At 71.3% G+C, this 17,547-nt stretch carries 15 protein-coding genes; 5 read left to right on the top strand and 10 right to left on the bottom strand.

Annotated elements, in window-relative coordinates; all coding sequences use genetic code 11:
* Positions 1–198: 198 nt before the first annotated feature.
* The 3 genes from OO62_RS32530 (at position 199) to OO62_RS37230 (ending at position 2,733) form a co-directional block, all read left to right on the top strand.
* Positions 199–594 (top strand): SH3 domain-containing protein, encoded by a 396-nt coding sequence (locus OO62_RS32530; protein WP_033271274.1) that lies wholly within the window; start codon positions 199–201, stop codon positions 592–594.
* 109 nt (positions 595–703) lie between these two features.
* Positions 704–1,699: a phage baseplate protein gene (locus tag OO62_RS32525; protein WP_129322883.1), complete on the top strand. Its 996-nt coding sequence runs from the start codon at positions 704–706 to the stop codon at positions 1,697–1,699.
* A gap of 155 nt (positions 1,700–1,854) precedes the next feature.
* Positions 1,855–2,733: a helix-turn-helix domain-containing protein gene (locus tag OO62_RS37230; RefSeq protein ID WP_051733807.1), complete on the top strand. Its 879-nt coding sequence runs from the start codon at positions 1,855–1,857 to the stop codon at positions 2,731–2,733.
* Positions 2,734–2,787: 54 nt separating this feature from the next.
* Here the strand turns inward: OO62_RS37230 and OO62_RS32515 are convergent, their stop codons facing one another.
* The 5 genes from OO62_RS32515 to OO62_RS32495 form a co-directional block, all read right to left on the bottom strand.
* On the bottom strand, positions 2,788–3,765 hold the full coding sequence (locus OO62_RS32515) for a helix-turn-helix domain-containing protein (protein ID WP_033271289.1): 978 nt from the start codon (positions 3,763–3,765) through the stop codon (positions 2,788–2,790).
* A 133-nt stretch (positions 3,766–3,898) separates the two neighbouring features.
* On the bottom strand, positions 3,899–4,516 hold the full coding sequence (locus OO62_RS32510) for a hypothetical protein (protein ID WP_033271273.1): 618 nt from the start codon (positions 4,514–4,516) through the stop codon (positions 3,899–3,901).
* 158 nt (positions 4,517–4,674) lie between these two features.
* Positions 4,675–6,213, bottom strand: a complete 1,539-nt coding sequence (locus tag OO62_RS32505; RefSeq protein ID WP_033271272.1) for an AMP-binding protein — start codon at positions 6,211–6,213, stop codon at positions 4,675–4,677.
* A 209-nt stretch (positions 6,214–6,422) separates the two neighbouring features.
* Positions 6,423–6,605, bottom strand: coding sequence for a 4-oxalocrotonate tautomerase DmpI (gene dmpI, locus OO62_RS32500; protein WP_033271271.1), 183 nt, complete (start codon positions 6,603–6,605; stop codon positions 6,423–6,425).
* 174 nt (positions 6,606–6,779) lie between these two features.
* Positions 6,780–7,712 (bottom strand): LysR family transcriptional regulator, encoded by a 933-nt coding sequence (locus OO62_RS32495; protein WP_051733806.1) that lies wholly within the window; start codon positions 7,710–7,712, stop codon positions 6,780–6,782.
* Positions 7,713–7,789: 77 nt separating this feature from the next.
* Between OO62_RS32495 and OO62_RS32490 the strand changes: the two genes are divergently transcribed.
* A complete protein-coding gene (locus tag OO62_RS32490; RefSeq protein ID WP_033271270.1) occupies positions 7,790–8,341 on the top strand; it encodes a GNAT family N-acetyltransferase in 552 nt (183 codons plus the stop codon).
* Between the two features lie 380 nt (positions 8,342–8,721).
* On the opposite strand, the gene OO62_RS32485 is transcribed toward OO62_RS32490, so the two are convergent.
* The 5 genes from OO62_RS32485 to OO62_RS32465 form a co-directional block, all read right to left on the bottom strand.
* Positions 8,722–9,906 carry an XdhC family protein gene (locus OO62_RS32485; RefSeq protein WP_033271269.1) on the bottom strand — a complete coding sequence of 395 codons (1,185 nt, stop codon included), beginning with the start codon at positions 9,904–9,906 and terminating at the stop codon, positions 8,722–8,724.
* Positions 9,907–9,946: 40 nt separating this feature from the next.
* The gene (locus OO62_RS32480; RefSeq protein WP_033271268.1) at positions 9,947–11,434 is read right to left on the bottom strand and encodes an NCS2 family permease; all 1,488 of its coding nucleotides are present in this window, start codon (positions 11,432–11,434) and stop codon (positions 9,947–9,949) included.
* Positions 11,435–11,674: 240 nt separating this feature from the next.
* A complete protein-coding gene (locus OO62_RS32475; protein ID WP_033271267.1) occupies positions 11,675–14,056 on the bottom strand; it encodes a xanthine dehydrogenase family protein molybdopterin-binding subunit in 2,382 nt (793 codons plus the stop codon).
* A 3-nt stretch (positions 14,057–14,059) separates the two neighbouring features.
* The gene (locus OO62_RS32470) at positions 14,060–14,656 is read right to left on the bottom strand and encodes a (2Fe-2S)-binding protein (protein ID WP_033271266.1); all 597 of its coding nucleotides are present in this window, start codon (positions 14,654–14,656) and stop codon (positions 14,060–14,062) included.
* A complete protein-coding gene (locus OO62_RS32465; protein WP_033271265.1) occupies positions 14,647–15,534 on the bottom strand; it encodes an FAD binding domain-containing protein in 888 nt (295 codons plus the stop codon). Before OO62_RS32465 ends, OO62_RS32470 begins: the two co-directional genes overlap by 10 nt.
* A 262-nt stretch (positions 15,535–15,796) precedes the next feature.
* On the opposite strand from OO62_RS32465, the gene OO62_RS32460 reads away from it, so the two are divergent.
* Positions 15,797–17,458 (top strand): PucR family transcriptional regulator, encoded by a 1,662-nt coding sequence (locus tag OO62_RS32460; RefSeq protein ID WP_033271264.1) that lies wholly within the window; start codon positions 15,797–15,799, stop codon positions 17,456–17,458.
* The last annotated feature ends 89 nt before the right edge of the window (positions 17,459–17,547 follow it).

Below are 17,547 nucleotides of genomic sequence, written 5' to 3'. Positions count from 1 at the left end.
CCAAGCACTAACTTGGAAATTCCAATCAGCCCCAGGGGGCACGCCGCTATCGGCTTCGCGGTGCCCACGGCGTGCGGGCCGGCGCGTTCCACTTCGTCCCTGGGACGGCTGGGACACATCTTCAGGTGCGTCGTCGGAAACGTTGAGTGACGCAGGGTCACGCTCCGGTGCTCCTGCCGCTCACTCGAGGAGAACCCGATGAATCGACGCACGATGCGCAGGGGTGTGGTCGCCGCGGTCGCCGCCCTCGCCATGGTCCCCACGCTGGCGTTCGCCAGCTCCTGCCCGCACCCCGCGCCCGGCCGGCACGTCGCGCACCAGGGCACGGCACCGATGAGGACCACCCCTGCGCACGGCCGCGTGACAACCCCGAACGGCGTCGACCTGAACGTCCGCTCGGGCCCGAGCACCGCCTACCGCGTGGTCGGCACCCTGCGCGACGGCAGCGTGCAGTCCCTCCGGTGCAAGAGCAACGGCAGCTCGGTGCACGGCACCGAGCGCTGGTACAAGCTCCCGCACCACCGGGGCTACGTCTCCGCGCACTACGTCCACGCCTTCCGCGCCGTCCCGTGGTGCCGCATCCTCGGCAGCTGATGCCACCGTCCGTGGTGACGCCGCAATGACCGCTGGCTGCCCGTCCGTTCGAGGGGGCGAACGGACGGGCAGCCGATCCGATTCCTTGGAGCGCGTGATGGTCGGAGACATGCAGGGGCCGCGACGCAGGACCGTGTGCGGCCTCGGGGTGATCGCGGCGGCCGCTGCCGTGGTGCCGGCGCAGGGGGCACGGGCGGCACCGGCGTCGAGCCGACAGCCACCCGCCCTGGCCGCGGCGGGCCGGCAGTTCCTCGCCGGGCGGCTGCGCCACACCACGGTGCTGCAGTCCTTCGCCGTCGACGAACGGCGAGGTCACCTCTACGCCCTCCAGCTGGTGGCGGGCGGGGTCCGGCTGCCGGGCGAAGGGACGGCGCTCCCGCACGCGGAACGCGCCAGGAACGGTGACCTGTGCCTGAACCGCCTCACCCTGGACGGCTCCGCGGCCGGCCACATGTACCTGAAGGGCTTCGGTCACGGAGGCTCGATCGGGCTGGAGGAAGCCGCGGGCGGCGTCACCCTGTGGACGGAGTGGAATGCCAACCCGTCGTCCGGCTACGGGCGCGGGGTGTGCCGTTTCCGCTTCACGGACGGGCGGCTGCTGGAACGGGGCAGCGGCGAACTCGCCACGTACCGCCCCGTCCCCGGCTCCACCAGCAACGCCCCCGCCGTTGATGTGACACACCGACACCTGCTGCTGCGGTACAAGAGGCACGGCATACCGAGGTTCGCCCTGTACGACCTGGACCGGTTCCGGGCCCGTTGGTACCTGCCGCTGACCGACTTCGCCCAGCCGGGCGCCGATCTGGGGCTGCCCTTCCAGGGCATGGCCCTGTACGGCAACTACGCCTACCAGCTCCTGGGCAGTGCGTACGGAAGGGGGAATCCGGCGTCGTCGGGCGGGAACACCCGGTTGTACCGCATCGATCTGCGGACGGGACGCGTGGTGTGGCAGCAACTGGAGCGGACGGCCCCGGGGCTCTCGCCCCGCGAGCCGGAGGGCCTGGCCGTGTTGCGGGGCGGTGGCACACCACGACTGTGCCTGGGCTTCGTCGAGGGTCCGGCAGGCAGCCGCACTTTCCGCCTGTATGACAAAGCGCTCAGCTGACCTGTTGCGTTCGGTGCGTTCAGGGTGTCGTCGGCCACCACCAGTGGGTACACATTCCGCCATCCGGGAGAAAACAGACCCCCGGACCCTCGGGTCAGGGCCGCTGAAGCGACCACTCCCGGGTCGGAGGCAGGTGGTGAGGGGAGGCGCACACGGTGTCCCACTGGCGGCCGCTGCCCGACACGCTCGGCACCGACGCGCAACGCCTGGCGGAGGAGTTGCGTGTCCTCAAGGAACAGACCGGACTGAGCCTGGACGGGCTGGCCAGGAAGACCCCGTACAGCAGGTCCGCCTGGCACCGCTATCTCAACGGCGAGAAGCTGCCGCCACGAAGCGCGGTGGAGGCGCTCGGCCAGGTGGCGGGCGCGGATCAAAAACGGCTGCTCGCGGTCCACGACGCCGCGTACCGCGCCCGGACCGCTCCGGTGGCCGCCCCGGCCGAGGCGCCCACGGCGCCCGTCGCGACGGAACGGGGCGGGCCGGCCCGAAGGACGCTCCTCGGCGCCGGGGTGCTGCGGACCGCCGGGGCGCTGGCGGCGCTGATGGCACTGGTGGCGACCATGGGAGCGGCAGCCTCGCTCGTGAAGATCCCCGCACGTGCCGCGCGTACGGACGCGGGCGCGCCCGACGCGTGCCACGGCCACAGGTGCCAGGGACGGTATCCGTGGAGGTTCGGCTGCAATCGCGACGCACGCACGGAGAGCACCATCGTGGACTCGACCTACACCGTGCGGCTTCGCTTCAGCCCGTCGTGCGGCTCCGTCTGGTCGGAGGTGGAGCCGCGCTCCGGCGGCGCGCAGAAGGTGTCGATCTGGGTCGGCCGTGACGCGCGGCTCACCTCCCACCCCGATGGCCGCGAGGGACTTGCCGTCAGCCCCATGCTGGCCACGTCCGACCTGCGGGAAGCGGTGGCGTGCGCGAAGGTCACGGACCGGGTGGCGTGCACCGGTGCCGTCGAACTGACCAGCCCGGCCCGCCCCCAGGACGGTGACGACTTCCCCGGCCCCAAGTTCCTTGAACGGGTGATGCGTTGAGGCACCCGGTGACTGACAACTGCTCAGCAGTCCCACTCGTCCCGCACGCCGAGTTCACCGCGGAACCTCCAGCGCTCGTCGCCGGAAGTCCCGCGGTGGGGTTCCGTATGCGCGGCGGAAGGCGCGGGTGAAGTCGGCCGCCTGGGGGAAGCCCCAGCGGGCGGCGATGGCATGGACGGGTGTGGTGTGCAGCACCGGGTCGGCGAGGTCGCGGCGGGCGGCCTCCAGCCGCCGGCGGCGGATCCAGGCGGCAACCGTGGCCTCCTCGTCCTGGAAGAGGCGGTGCAGGTAGCTGGTCGATATGTGGTGCGCGGCGGCGAGGGTGGCCGGGGTGAGGTCGGGGTCGTGCAGGTGGTCCTCGATGAAGCGCTTGAGGCGCAGGACGAGAACCCGCCGATGGGTGTCCGCGGGCAGGACGTTGCCCGTCTCGAAGAGGTGCGCGAAGAGCGCGGTGACCAGGTCGATCAGCACCCTGCCCAGCCGGGGTCCGTCCGACGGTTGATAGGCCGTGCTGTCCCTGCACACCTGGGTGAGGAACTGTGCCAGCAGGGCGCCGATGCCCTCTTCGGCCGGCAGGCGCCGCGGGAGCATGCGGCTCGTCATGCCGCGGGGCAGCGGCACCAGGGTTTTGGGCACCTCCAGCCCCAGCGCCGTCGCCGGGGTGTCCGATCCGGAGCGGATCTGCCACGGAATCGAGGAATCGTTGAGGTGCAGGTCGGACGCCCGGTAGACGGCTTCACAGTCGTCCCAGGTGCCGACCCCGGACCCCCGCGCAACGAGGGCGAGATGGAACCGCTCGGGATCGGACTGCCGGATCAGCTTCGGCGTACGCCGGATCACCAACTGCTGGAAGGTCGCCGGCCACAGCGACACGACACCCAGGTCAAGCACCCGTTGATGAGCCCGGAAGTCGTGGGCCCGCTCGCTGGACAGGTGTACGGGAGCGTGCGTCGCCCCCACGCGCTCCGCCCAGTACTCCAGGCGGTCCGCCGCCGGTACATCGTCACTACGGAAAACCATCTCGTTCAGCACGTTGGCCCCCACTCTGTCTCACAGGAGATCACACAGGGCGGCGATAAGCGTGCGATAAACGCAGCTCAGAGCGGACGGACCACCGCGTGGTCTCCCTCGCCCCCCTGCGGCCCGGCCGCGCTCGTACGCCTGCTCAGTCCGGCCGGGAAGAATCCCGGCGGGCCGCGACCGCCTCTTTCCTCGCCCGCGCCCGGTCGAGTGACCAGGCGCCCAGACCCGTGAGTACGGCCGCCCCGAGCCCGTACAGCGGCAGCCACAGGGTCGTCGTGGCTGACAGGCAGTCGGCCACAGCGACATGGCTCTGGTGGGCTTGCGCCTGAGCCAACGCGCCGCTGTCGCGGCCGGCCAGGTTCGCCAGCGCGGCCTCCGCCCGGATGCGCTCGTACGTGCCCAGCTCAGGACACGCGCCACGCGTGCCCGGCATCGGGAAAAGCCACGCCCAGCGCTGCAGCACGGGGGCCAGGGTGATCGCCACGCACAGGCCGACGACCAGTGAATACGCCGCCAGATTCCGGAAGTACGTCGAGCCGAGGCCGGGCTGCCTCGCCGGCAGCCGGTAGAAGGAGAAGATCACCGCAAGGAGCGTCACTCCGATGTAGGTGGAGAACCATTGCCAGGACCCCTGCGCGAGCGTGGCCGTCAGCACGGCGGCGAGCGCGATGCCGATGACCCCGGGCTGACCGGGTGTGTCATGGCCCGTGCCGGTGGAGGTCGCTTGCCGCGCTTGCCGAAGCCCGGAGTGGTCGCCCATGGTCTCTCCTGCACACGTCGGAGACCCTCAGCATCCGGACACCTCACGCCTCGTCATGGCGCCATGCCGGTCCGCGCCGCAAGCCCCGCCCGGTTGGCGGGACTCGCGGGGGCGTGCCGTGCGTGTGCAGCGGCCCGCCCCCGTTCGTGCGGCTTCGGTCAGTTGACTCCCCGGTCGGTGCCGGACCAATACGGCTGGCGGAGCTTGAACTTCTGGATCTTTCCGGTGGCCGTGCGGGGGATGGTGTCGCGGAACTCGACGGACGTCGGCGCCTTGTAGCCGGCCATGTGCTGCTTGCAGTGGGCGATGATGTCGGACGCGTCGGCCGTCGCCCCCTCGGCCAGGACGACCAGGGCTTTGATCGTCTCGCCCCACTTCTCGTGCGGGACGCCGATGACGGCGACCTCGGCGACCGCCGGGTGGCTGAAGATCGTGTCTTCCACCTCGATCGACGAGACGTTCTCCCCGCCGGTGATGATGACGTCCTTCTTCCGGTCGGAGATCGTGAGGTGGCCGTCGGCGGGGTCGAGGGTGCCGCCGTCGCCGGTGTGGAACCAGCCGTCCTCCAGCGCCGACGCCGTCTCCTCCGGCTTCTCCCAGTACCCGTCGAGGACCGTGTTGGAGCGGGCCAGGACCTCACCGGACTCGGAGACCTTCAGTTTCGTCCCCAGCACGGGGATGCCCGCACGGGACAGCTTGCGCGCCCGCTCCTCGGCGGGAAGGTCCGCGTCAGCCGGCTGGGTGCGGTTGAAGGTGAGCAGCGGTGACGTCTCGGTCAGGCCGTAGAGCTGGGTGAACTCCCAGCCCAGTTCCTCCTGCACCCGCTGGATCGTCCTGGTGGGCGGCGGGGCGCCCGCGCAGATGACCCGTACGCGGTCGCGGCCCGGGATGTCGCCCTCCCAGGTCGCCGCCGCGTCGAGCACCATGTTCCAGACGGCCGGGGCACCGCACATGACGGTGACGCCGTGCTCGTCGACGCGTCGGAGGATCTCGGTGCCGTCGACCTTGCGCAGCACCACCTGCTTGACGCCCAGACCCGCCATCACATACGGCATTCCCCAGCCGTTGCAGTGGAACATCGGCAGGGTGTGCATGTACACATCGCCCTCCCACACTCGGGTGTGCAGGCCGAAGGTCATGCCGTTGACCCAGATGTTGCGGTGGGTCAGTTGGACGCCCTTGGGACGGGCGGTGGTCCCCGAGGTGTAGTTGATCGTCGCGGTGGCGTCCTCGTCCGGGTTGGACCACGGACGCGGCTCGATCCCGAACCGCATCAGCGCCTCGGTCTCCTCGCCGAGGACGAAGCGGTGGCGCACCTTGACGTCGGACAGCGCGGCGTCGAGTTCCGGGTCGACGAGGAGCACCGAGGAACCGCTCTGCGCCACCAGGTAATCGACTTCTTCCGGCTTGAGGCGGAAGTTCACCGGGACGCAGATGCGGCCGCTCATGGGCACCGCGAACAGCAGCTCCAGCATGCGGGCGGAGTTGTGGCTGGCCACCGCCACCCGCTCCCCCTCGCCGATCCCGAGGGCGTCCAGGCCGGCCTGCCAGGCACGGACCCGTTCGGCGAACCGCCCATAGGTCGACACGGGCACCGGCGGGGCGGGCTGACGCGGCTCGTCGACCACGCCCGGGCTGTCGCGGAAGCCCAGGTCGGCGCGGTCGAGGAAGTCCGCGATCGTCATCGGTGTCCGCATGCTCTCTCCTGTGTTTCGGATGGATCCGGTACGACGTCTCTCGAAGGTGAAAGGGAGTCTGACAGGTCCTGGGCCGGAAGGAGTTGAGGCTACGAGATGCACGATGGCGAGGGTCAAGAGGTCGGACGGAGGTGGGGGAACGGCCGGGCGTGGCGTCCTGCTGGGGCGGGGCCGGCCTTCCCCCGTGGAGGCCGGCCCCGCCGCGTCGCCTACTTGTCAGCGGTCAGGGTGCCTGCCGCGCCCCAGCTGTCGGTGGGCACCTCGTGGATCCAGACCTGGACGGTCTCGGCGGGGATCCGGTACGCGTCGACGAACGCGTCGGTGATCTGCTTGACCAGCTCGCGCTTGAGCTCGGTGCTGCGCGGTCCCTGCTGGACGGTGACGATCGGCATGACGGAACTCCCGTTTCTCATCAGGCGGTTCGGGGCTCACGGGATCAGGGAGATCTCCGTGTTTCCCGGCCTGGGTTTCCCGGGTTCTCCCCGGGTTTCCGGTGCGGTACCGGCGTGCGTCCAGTCCATCGCGAACGGCCCGCGCGACCAAGAAGCGGATCGCGAACGCAGCGATCACCGATCGAGATCGGCGTCCCGGCCCGGGTCCGGGACCGCGCACGCCTTCAGCAGCAGGTCCAGTCCGGCGGGCGGGTCGGTGCGGCGTATCGCGAGGTAGGTGGTGAGTTCCATGCCGAGGTTGCGGAACGGCAGGAAGGCGACCCGCGGGGTGCTCAGCCGGGCGGCGTGCGCGGCGTAGACAACGGTCCACAGCCCCTCGGTGGGGACGCCGGGCGCGCCGATCGCGGTCAGGGTGTCGTCCAGCGACCCGTAGGTGGGCCCCGGCCGGGGGGTGAAACCGGCGTCGTGGCAGGCGTTGACGACCAGATCGACCAGGGCGCGGTTGTTGCGCCGCTCGGTCAGCACCAGCGGTACGTCCGCCAGCTCGGCGAGGGAGACGGTGCCCGGTACGGCGGCGAGCCGGTGCCGGGCCGGGACGACCGCCACCAGCGGGTCCTGCCACAGCGGGACGAAGCTCAGACCGTCGCGCCCACCGCCGTCCGGCTCGCCGCGCAGGAACGCCGCGTCGAGATCGTGGGACGCGACCCGGTCGAGCCGCTCCCGCGCCCGTACGGACACCAGCTCCACCCCGATCTCCGGGGCGATCCCGGCGAGCGCGTCCAGCACCCGGTCCAGATGGGCACCCAGGCCCGTACTCGTCCCCAGCCGCAGGGCGCGGGCACGGCCGGCGGTCAGCTCGGCGACCACCGCCAGCGCCCGCTGCTCCGCGGCCAGCAACGCCCGCGCTTCCGGCAGGAACCGCTCGCCGACCGCCGTGAGGCGCACCTGCCGCGCCGACCGGTCGAACAGGTCGGTCCCCAGCTCCCGTTCCAGCCGTCTGATCTGCTGGCTCACCGCCGACTGGACGATGTGCAGCCGTTCGGCCGCCCGCCCGAAGTGCAGCTCCTGCGCCACCGTCACGAAGTACCGCACCTGCCGCAGCTCCATGGTTCCCCTCCCCGGCCGGCTCGGGCCGCCGCTCAAATGCCTTGCCGTGGCGGCCGTGGCACCGACATCATCCCGCCATGATCGATGCCACCGCACTCGCGGAGAAGCCGGTGCTCCCCGGCACCCGGATTCAGCTCGTGCCGCTGTCGCCACGGCATGCGGCCGCCTTCCACGCGACCTTCCAGGACCCCGGCGTACGCCGGCTGACCGGCACCCACCACGACTGGACCCTTGCGGAACTCCAGGACTGGTGCGCCCAGGCCGCCACGCGCACCGACCGTCTCGACCTCGCCATCGAGGACCGGGAAACGGGCGAGTACCTGGGCGAGCTGGCGCTGAGCGGGATCGACAAGGACAACGCAAGCGGCACCTTCCGCATATCCCTCGCCGCGAGCGCCACCGATCGCGGCATCGGCAGTGAGGCGATCCGGCTGCTGCTGGACCACGCCTTCGACCGGGTGGGCCTGCACCGCGTCCAGTTGGAGGTCTTCCCGTTCAACCCGCGCGCCCGCCGTGCGTACGAGAAGTGCGGCTTCGAGGTGGAGGGCCGCCTGCGCGAGGCCCTCTTCTGGGACGGCGAGTGGCACGACGTCCTGGTGATGGCGGCGGTCGCCTCGCGGCGGAAGTAGCTTCCCACGTGTTTGTCCGTCCCGCCGTGGTGATTGCTCGCCGTTGCGCCTGCGGCGGGCCGGGTTGCTGTCGGGTGCGGTGCCGGCCCTCCAGACTTCGTCCTCCGGTCCGGCCCCTCCCGTTGGGGGAGAAGTTGAAGGCCGGTGGGGGCGAGCGTCGTTACTGACGCCCGCCCCCACCGGCCTTTTCCCACCCCCTACGGGAGGGGCCGCGCCGCAGGACGAAGTCCGGAGGAGCGGCACCGCACCCATCAACAACCCAGCCCGCCGCAGGCGCCACGGCGAGACGAAATACGGCGGGAAAGCCGACAACGTGCGGCGGCGGCGCACAGCGCAACGGCGAGCAACCACCACGGCGCCGCAGACAAAAACGTGGGAAGTCAGGCCACCCGGCCCACCACCGCCCCCGCCTCATGATGGATCGGTGTGTGCGCGCCCTTCAGGGGCAGGCCGGTGCCGCCGCGGCGGTTGGCGACTATTTCGGCGGCGATCGACAGTGCGGTCTCCTCGGGCGTGCGGGCGCCGAGGTCGAGGCCGATGGGTGAGCGCAGGCGGTTGAGTTCGAGTTCGGTCAGGCCGACGTCGCGCAGCCGCTGCTGGCGGTCCAGGTGGGTGCGGCGCGAGCCCATGGCGCCTACGTAGGCGACCGGGAGCTTCAGGGCCCGTTCCAGGAGCGGGACGTCGAACTTGGCGTCGTGGGTGAGGACGCACAGCACCGTGCGGGCGTCGAGGTCCTGGGAGTCGAGGTAGCGGTGCGGCCACTCGACGACGATCTCGTCGGCGTCCGGGAAGCGCGTCCGGGTCGCGAAGACCGGACGCGCATCGCACACCGTGACGTGGTAGTTGAGGAATTTGCCGACCCGTACCAGCGCGGACGCGAAGTCGATGGCGCCGAAGACGATCATGCGGGGCGGCGGCACGGAGGATTCGACGAGGAGGACCACCGGCTGACCGCACCGGGCGCCGTCCACCCCGATCTCCACCGTCGCGGTACGCCCGGCGTCGAGCAGGGCGCGGGTCTCCTCGATCGCGGTGCGGTCGAGGGCGGGGTGGCCGCCGAGGGTGCCGGTGTGGCTGCCGTCGGGGCGGACGAGCAGGGCGCGGCCGAGGAGTTCGGCGGGGCCCTGGACGATCCGGGTGACCGCCGCCGCCTCCCCCGTTGCGGCAGCGGCCAGTCCGGCGGCGAGCGTGCCGGCAGTGCTGTCCACCAACTCCCCGGCCCCGCCGCCGTCGTTCGCGGGGCGCGGGACGCTCGTCCGTACCGGGTGGACGAGGATGTCGATGATGCCGCCGCAGGTCAGGCCCACGGCGAAGGCGTCCTCGTCGCTGTACCCGAAGCGCTCCAGCACCGGCCGACCGGTCTGCAGCGCCTCCTGGCACAGTTCGTACACCGCTCCTTCCACGCATCCGCCGGAGACCGACCCGACAGCCGTGCCGTCACTGTCGACGGCGAGGGCGGCTCCGGGCTGGCGGGGCGCGCTGCCGTTGGTGGCCACCACGGTGGCCACCGCGAATTCGCGGCCCTGCTCGACCCACCGGTGCAGCTCTTCGGCGATGTCCAGCATGTCGGTCTCCTTACGGATTACGGAGGTGAGGAACGGCGGGTCAGTGGTGGACTCCCAGCCAGTTCTCGATCGGGTTGAGCGAGAAGTAGGCCAGGAACACCAGGGAGAGCACCCACATCAGCCAGCCGGGCTCGCGCCACTTGCCCTGGACGGCCTTGATCGCGACGTGCGCGATGACGCCGGCCGCGATGCCCGCGGTGATGGAGTACGTGAACGGCATGAGCACGGTCGTGAGGAAGACCGGGATGGAGGTCGCCGGGTCGTCCCAGTTGATGTGCTTGGCGTTGGTCAGCATCATCGAGCCGATCACCACCAGGGCGGCGGCCGCGACCTGGGTGGGGATGACCTGCGCCAGCGGGGTGAAGAAGAGGCACAGCGCGAAGCCGAGGCCGGTGACGACGCTGGCGAGGCCGGTGCGCGCACCGTCGCCGACGCCGGCGGTGGACTCGACGAACACGGTCTGGCCGGAGGCTCCGGTGAGACCGCCGACGATGCCGCCGGCACCGTCGATGGCCAGGGCCTTGTTGAGACCCGGCATCTTGCCGTCCTTGTCGGCGAGGTTGGCCTGCTGGCCGATGCCGATGATGGTGCCCATGGCGTCGAAGAAGCCGGCCAGTACGAGCGTGAAGACGATGACGCCGATGGTGATGCCGCCGACGCCGCCCAGGCCGCTGAAGGAGACGTGGCCCAGCAGTCCGAAGTCGGGCCGGGAGACGATGGAGCCGGAGATCACCGGCGCGTTGCGGCCACCCCAGTCCTTGACGGTCAGCCCGGCGAGCTGGTGGACGAGCGCGGAGAAGACCGTGCCGCCGACGATGCCGATGAGGATCGCTCCGGGCACCTTGCGGACCTGTAGCAGGAAGATCAGCAGGACGGTGAAGGCGAAGCACAGGACGGGCCAGCCGGTGAGCATGTCCGCGCTGCCGAGCTGGATCGGCTTGGCACCGGCGAGACCGCCCGGGCCGGGCATGGAGGTGACGAAGCCCGCCTGGACCAGGCCGATCAGGCAGACGAACAGGCCGATGCCCATGGTGATCGCGTGCTTCAGCGGCAGCGGGATGGCGTTCATGATCAGTTCCCGCATGCCGGTGAGCACCAGCAGCACGATCACGGCACCGTAAATGATGCACATCGCCCAGGCGTTGTCCCAGGTCATCTGCGGGGCGACCTGGAACGACATCACCGCGGAGACGCTCAGGCCGGCGGCCAGCGCCAGGGGCACATTGCCCAGGAAGCCCATCACGATCGTGGTGACGGCGGCGGCGAGCGCGGTCGCCGTGGTCACCTGGTCGGCATTGAGGGTGGCGCCGGTGATGTCCTTCGTCGTGGTCAGGATCACCGGGTTGAGGAGGACGATGTACGCCATCGCCATGAAGGTGGTGACGCCGCCACGCACCTCGCGGCCAAGGGTCGAGCCTCTGTCGGATATGTGGAAGTACCGGTCGAGCCAGGACCGGCCGGCGGGCTGACGTGAGCCGTCGCCCGCGTCTTCCGCCGTGGTCCTCGGCTCAGTGGACTGCTGGGTCATGGTGCCTTACTCCCAAGGTTCAAAGGGGCCCTCGCATCACGTGCGAGATTTGGGATGGATCTTCGGCTGCACGACCCGGGGGACGGCCCGAGGCGAACGGGTGCTGGCTGCGTCGAAGGGCAGCAGCGACTGCGTGGTGCGGGGAGGGACTCCGGGCGGTACGCGGAGGAGGACGGACAGGGACACCCCTGACACGCACCGCCCGGAGAACCGGGTCCGGGGAGGGCCCCGGACTGCTCTCTATGTGCCGGTGAGGTGCTCGGGGCGGACCGGCGTCTTGTTGAGCTCCAGCCCGGTCGCGTTCCGGATCGCCGCGAGGACGGCCGGGGTGGACGACAGGGTCGGGGCCTCGCCGATGCCGCGCAGCCCGTAAGGCGCGTGCTCGTCGGCGAGTTCGAGCACATCGACCGGGATGGTCGGGGTGTCGAGGATCGTGGGGATGAGGTAGTCCGTGAAGGAGGGGTTGCGCACCTTCGCGGTCTTGGGGTCGACGATGATCTCCTCCATGACCGCGACGCCCAGGCCCTGGGTGGTACCACCCTGGATCTGACCGACGACGGACAGCGGGTTGAGCGCCTTGCCGACGTCCTGGGCGACGGCCAGCTCGATGACCTTCACCAGGCCGAGCTCGGTGTCCACCTCCACGACCGCGCGGTGCGCGGCGAAGGAGTACTGGACGTGACCGTTGCCCTGGCCGGTGACCAGGTCGAACGCCTCGGTGGGGCGGTGCCGCCACTCGGCCTCGACCTCGACGGCCTCGCCTTCGAGCACGTCCACCAGGTCGGCGAGGACCTCGCCGCCGTCGGTGACGACCTTGCCGCCTTCCAGGAGGAGTTCGGCGGTGGCCCACGCCGGGTGGTACGTGCCCAGCTTGCGGCGGCCCAGCTCCAGGACCTTCTCGCGGACGAGCTCACAGGAGTGCTTGACGGCGCCGCCGGTGACGTACGTCTGACGGGACGCCGACGTCGAACCGGCGCTGCCCACCTGGGTGTCGGCGGGGTGGATCGTCACCTGGGCGACGCCGAGTTCGGTGCGGGCGATCTGCGCGTGGACGGTCACGCCGCCCTGGCCGACCTCCGCCATCGCGGTGTGCACGGTGGCGACCGGCTCGCCGCCCACGACCTCCATGCGGACCCTGGCGGTGGAGTAGTCGTCGAAGCCCTCGGAGAAGCCGACGTTCTTGATGCCGACCGCGTAGCCGACGCCGCGCACCACGCCTTCGCCGTGGGTGGTGTTGGACAGGCCACCGGGCAGCTGGCGGACGTCGGCGCCCTCGCTGGACTCCCACTGGCGCTCGGGGGGCAGCGGGCGGGCCTTGACGCGGCGCAGGATCTCGGCGACCGGGGCCGGCGAGTCGACCGGCTGCCCGGTCGGCATGATCGTGCCCTGCTCCATGGCGTTCATCTGCCGGAACTCGACCGGGTCCAGGCCCAGCTTCTTGGCGAGCTTGTCCATCTGCGCCTCGTAGGCGAAGCACGCCTGGACCGCGCCGAAGCCGCGCATGGCGCCGCAGGGCGGGTTGTTGGTGTAGAGCGCGACGGCCTCGATCTCGACGTCGTCGACCACGTACGGGCCGACCGCCAGCGAGGCGGCGTTGCCGACCACGGCCGGGGAGGCGGAGGCGTACGCGCCGCCGTCCAGCACGATTCGGCACTTCAGGTGGGTGAGCTTGCCGTCCTTGGTGGCGCCGTGCTCGTACCAGAGCTTCGCCGGGTGCCGGTGGACGTGGCCGAAGAAGGACTCGAAGCGGTTGTAGACGATCTTGACCGGCTTGTTCGTGCGCAGCGCGAGCAGGCAGGCGTGGATCTGCATCGACAGGTCCTCGCGGCCGCCGAACGCGCCGCCGACGCCGGAGAGCGTCATCCGCACCTTCTCCTCGGGCAGGCCGAGGACGGGGGCGATCTGGCGGAGGTCGGAGTGCAGCCACTGGGTGGCGATGTAGAGGTCCACCCCGCCGTCCTCGGCGGGCACCGCGAGGCCGGACTCCGGGCCGAGGAACGCCTGGTCCTGCATACCGAAGACGTACTCGCCGGAGACGATGACGTCGGCCTTCTTGGCGGCCTCGGCGGCGTCGCCGCGGATGATCGGCTGGCGGTGGACGATGTTCGGGTGCGGTACGTGTCCGGCGTGGTGGTCGTCGCGGCCCTCGTGGAGCAGCGGCGCGCCGTCGGCGGTCGCGGAGCCCTCGTCGGTGACGACGGGCAGCTCCTTGTACTCGATCTTGATCTTGGCGGCCGCGCGCCGCGCCGTCTCCGGGTGGTCGGCGGCGACGAGAGCCACCGGCTCGCCGTGGTGGCGGACCTTGCCGTGCGCGAGGACCGGGGTGTCCTGGATCTCCAGGCCGTAGTTCTTGATCGACGTGGGCAGGTCGTCGTAGGTCAGCACGGCGTAGACGCCGGACTGGGCGAGCGCCTCGGAGGTGTCGATGGAGACGATCTCGGCGTGCGCGACGGTGGAGCGGAGCGTGAAGCCCCACAGCATGTCCTCGTGCCACATGTCCGAGGAGTACGCGAACTCGCCGGTGACCTTCAGGGTGCCGTCGGGGCGCAGGGTGGACTCACCGATGCCGCCCTTGGTCTTCGACCCCTGGGTGATGTTGGTGGGAGTACCGGTCGTTGCCATGGGTCAGACCGCGCCTTCCTGGACTCGATCCTGACGGGCCGCGGCCAGCCGGACCGCGTCGAGGATCTTCTCGTAGCCGGTGCAGCGGCAGAGGTTTCCGGACAGCGCCTCGCGGATGTCCGCGTCGGTCGGCTGCGGGTTGCGCTCCAGCATCTCGTCGGCCGCGACGAGCAGGCCCGGGGTGCAGAAGCCGCACTGGACGGCGCCGGCGTCGATGAACGCCTGCTGGATCGGGGAGAGTTCAGCACCCTCGCCGGTCTGCGAGTCCTGCGGCTTGGCCTCCCACTGCTGGGCGTCCTGGAGCGAGGTGCCGCACGCGCCGGTGCCGCAGCCGCCGTGCTCGGCGCGCTGCCTGGCGAAGTCGGCCAGGCCCTCAACGGTGGTGACCTCGCGGCCCTCGACCTGGCCGGCGGCGACCAGGCAGGAACACACCGGCACCCCGTCCAGGCGGACCGTGCAGGAGCCGCACTCGCCCTGCTCACAGGCGTTCTTCGAACCCGGCAGGCCCATCCGCTCGCGGAGGACGTACAGCAGGCTCTCGCCTTCCCAGACGTCGTCGGCCTCCTGCTGGCGGCCGTTGACGGTGAATGTCACGCGCACTGTGCGCTCCTCTCGTTGCCGCGGTAGGACTCCCAGGTCCAGCCGAGGGTGCGGCGCGCCATGATGCCGACGGCGTGCCGGCGGTACTTGGCGCTGCCGCGCACATCGTCGATCGGGTTGCAGGCTCCGGAGGCGAGCTGCGCGAACTGCTTGGCGACGGACGGCGGGATGGGGGCGCCGGACTCCCAGAAGCCGCCCTCGTCCAGCGCGGCGGCGAGGAAGTCCTCGGCCTCCTTGGCGCGGACGGGGGTGGGGGCGGCGGAGCCGATGCCGGTGCGCACCATGCGGGTCTCGGGGTGCAGCGCGATGCCGAACGCGCAGACCGCGATGACCATGGCGTTGCGGGTGCCGACCTTGGAGAACTGCTGCGGGCCGTCGGCCTTCGGCAGATGCACCGAACGGATCAGCTCGTCGGGCTGCATGGCGTTGCGCTTGACGCCGACGTAGAACTCGTCGATCGGGATCATCCGGCGGCCGCGGACCGACTCGACCTCGACCTCGCAGCCCGAGGCGAGCAGCGCGGGGTGCGCGTCGCCGGCCGGGGAGGCGGTGCCGAGGTTGCCGCCGACGCCGCCGCGGTTGCGGATCTGCGGGGAGGCGACGGTGTGCGACGCCAGCGCCAGGCCCGGGAGTTCGGCCCGCAGATTCTCCATGATCTTGGTGTAGGGAACCGAGGCGCCCAGCCGTACGGTCTTCTCTCCGACCTCCCACTCGCTCAGGTCACCGATGCGGTTCAGGTCGAGCAGGTACTCGGGACGGCGGTGGTCGAAGTTGATCTCGACCATCACGTCCGTGCCGCCCGCGATGGGCACAGCGGTGGGGTGCTCGGCCTTAGCGGCGAGCGCCTCCTCCCAGCTGGCGGGGCGAAGGAAGTCCATGGTTGGCCTCTTCTGCGAAATCGGGTCATCCGTTGCTCAGGGTGAGGGCGCCGGGCCCTCATCGCCATGGAGCTGTTCATGTCTTGTTAACGCGGTTGGCCTTAGTGAACGCTTCGGGGACCCACCCGGTGCAGTCACCGAAACCATGAAGCGGTTGGCTGGCCAAGCCACCTGTCTTGTAGATTCGAACGAAAGACGAGGCTCTGAAACCTCGCGGCATTCCACCGGCAACACCAGACAGCAAAGAACGGCGGGCGAGGTCATGCGGCTCCGCGCACTCCTGGACACCCGAACCCTGGGCCTTCGGCTGCTCGGCGGCGAGGACGAGCTGGACCGCACGGTACGCGGCGTGATGACCACGGACCTGCGCGATCCCAGCCGCTACCTCTCGGGGGGCGAGCTGGTGCTGACCGGCCTGGCCTGGCGCCGCGAGCCGGCGGACTCCGAGCGGTTCGTGCGCATCCTGGCGGCGGCCAACGTCGCCGGGCTGGCGGCCGGCGAGGCCGAGCTCGGCGCCATCCCGGACGACCTGGTGCAGGCGTGCCTGCGGCACCGGCTGCCGCTGTTCGCGGTCGAGGAGGCGGTCTCCTTCGCCTCGATCACCGAGCACGTCGTACGGCAGGTCTCCAGCGAGCGGGCCGGCGATCTGGCCGCCGTGGTGGACCGCCACCGCCGCCTGATGACGTCCGGACCCGCCGGCGGCGGCCCCGAGGTGGTCCTGGACCTGCTGGGCTCCGACCTGGACCTGCGGGCCTGGGTGCTCTCCCCCACCGGCCGGCAGATCGCCGGGTCCACGCTCGCGGACTCCGGTCCCGAGCTGTCCGGTGAGCTGGCCGCCCGGCTCGCCGGCGAGCACCTGGCCGCGGCCCGCACCGGCCGCCGCGGCCCGCACCGGGTCACCCTCGCGGGCTCCACGTACTCGCTCTTCCCGATCCGCTACGAGGGCCGTGACCTGCGACAGACGGTGCTGAGCGACTGGCTGCTGGCCGTCGAGGCGGACGCCGGCGACTGGCCCGAGGAGCGCCTGGACCTGCTGCACGGCGTCACCCAGCTGATCGCCGTGGAGCGCGACCGGCGGGACGCCGCCCGTACGGTCCGCCGGCGCCTCGCCCAGGAGGTCCTGGAGCTCGTCCAGACCGGTGCGCCGCCCGCCGAGATCGCGGCCCGGCTGCGGGTGGCGGCACCGGTGCTGCTGCCGGGCCTGGGCACCGCCCCGCACTGGCAGATCGTGGTGGCCAGGGTCGAGTGGGAGGGCGGCGACGTGCCGGGCGGGCCGGTGGCCCAGAGCCTGCTGGAGGAGATGCTGGTCGACCCGGGCACCTCCGGCCCCGAGCCCTCCGACCGGATCGCGGTGGCCCACACGGGTGACGAGGCGGTGGCACTGGTGCCGCTGCCGGTCCCGGACGAGTCCGGCGACTCCTCCGCGACCGGGCTGCACGCCGAGGAGCTGCTGCCCCTCGTCCGGGAGCCGCTCGGCCGCGGGCTGGCGGACGACGGCCGGCTGACGGTCGGCGTGAGCGCCTCGGTGCACTCGGCGGAGGGACTGCGCGGCGCCCTGGAGGAGGCCCGGCACGCCCGCCGGGTCGCCGCGGCCCGCCCGGGCCGGGTGTGCGCCGCCGGGCACGAGGAGCTGGCCTCGCACGTGCTGCTGCTGCCCTTCGTCCCGGACGACGTCCGCCGCGCGTTCACCGCCCGCCTGCTGGACCCGCTGCGCGACTACGACCGCCGGCACCGCGCCGAGCTGATCCCCACGCTGGAGGCGTTCCTGGACTGCGACGGCTCCTGGACGCGCTGCGCCACCCGCCTCCACCTGCACGTCAACACGCTCCGCTACCGGGTGGGCCGGATCGAGCAGCTCACCGGCCGCGACCTGTCCCGCCTGGAGGACAAGCTCGACTTCTTCCTCGCGCTGCGGATGAGCTGACCGCGGACGGCGAACGGACCCCGGGCGTTAGGCCATTCGGGGTAACTCGATCGGGCGGCATCGCCTGACCGGTCCGTGTGACGGAACCG

The organism is Streptomyces lydicus (assembly GCF_000717345.1).
In the GTDB taxonomy this organism is placed as follows: Bacteria; Actinomycetota; Actinomycetes; order Streptomycetales; family Streptomycetaceae; genus Streptomyces; species Streptomyces lydicus.
The sequence above is the reverse complement of the archived record's forward strand: the minus strand, read 5'-3'. Positions and strand labels throughout refer to the sequence as shown.

Bases quoted from the DNA above. Each gene is read 5' to 3' on its own strand.
- dmpI (WP_033271271.1), bottom strand. From the start codon at position 6,605: ATGCCGATCGTCACCGTCCAGCAGGGACCGCGCAGCACCGAGCTCAAG.
- OO62_RS32525 (WP_129322883.1), top strand. From the start codon at position 704: ATGCAGGGGCCGCGACGCAGGACCGTGTGCGGCCTCGGGGTGATCGCG.
- OO62_RS32480 (WP_033271268.1), bottom strand. From the start codon at position 11,434: ATGACCCAGCAGTCCACTGAGCCGAGGACCACGGCGGAAGACGCGGGC.
- OO62_RS32510 (WP_033271273.1), bottom strand. From the start codon at position 4,516: ATGGGCGACCACTCCGGGCTTCGGCAAGCGCGGCAAGCGACCTCCACC.
- OO62_RS32465 (WP_033271265.1), bottom strand. From the start codon at position 15,534: ATGGACTTCCTTCGCCCCGCCAGCTGGGAGGAGGCGCTCGCCGCTAAG.
- OO62_RS32490 (WP_033271270.1), top strand. From the start codon at position 7,790: ATGATCGATGCCACCGCACTCGCGGAGAAGCCGGTGCTCCCCGGCACC.
- OO62_RS32460 (WP_033271264.1), top strand. From the start codon at position 15,797: ATGCGGCTCCGCGCACTCCTGGACACCCGAACCCTGGGCCTTCGGCTG.
- OO62_RS32505 (WP_033271272.1), bottom strand. From the start codon at position 6,213: ATGCGGACACCGATGACGATCGCGGACTTCCTCGACCGCGCCGACCTG.
- OO62_RS32475 (WP_033271267.1), bottom strand. From the start codon at position 14,056: ATGGCAACGACCGGTACTCCCACCAACATCACCCAGGGGTCGAAGACC.
- OO62_RS32485 (WP_033271269.1), bottom strand. From the start codon at position 9,906: ATGCTGGACATCGCCGAAGAGCTGCACCGGTGGGTCGAGCAGGGCCGC.
- OO62_RS32495 (WP_051733806.1), bottom strand. From the start codon at position 7,712: ATGGAGCTGCGGCAGGTGCGGTACTTCGTGACGGTGGCGCAGGAGCTG.
- OO62_RS32530 (WP_033271274.1), top strand. From the start codon at position 199: ATGAATCGACGCACGATGCGCAGGGGTGTGGTCGCCGCGGTCGCCGCC.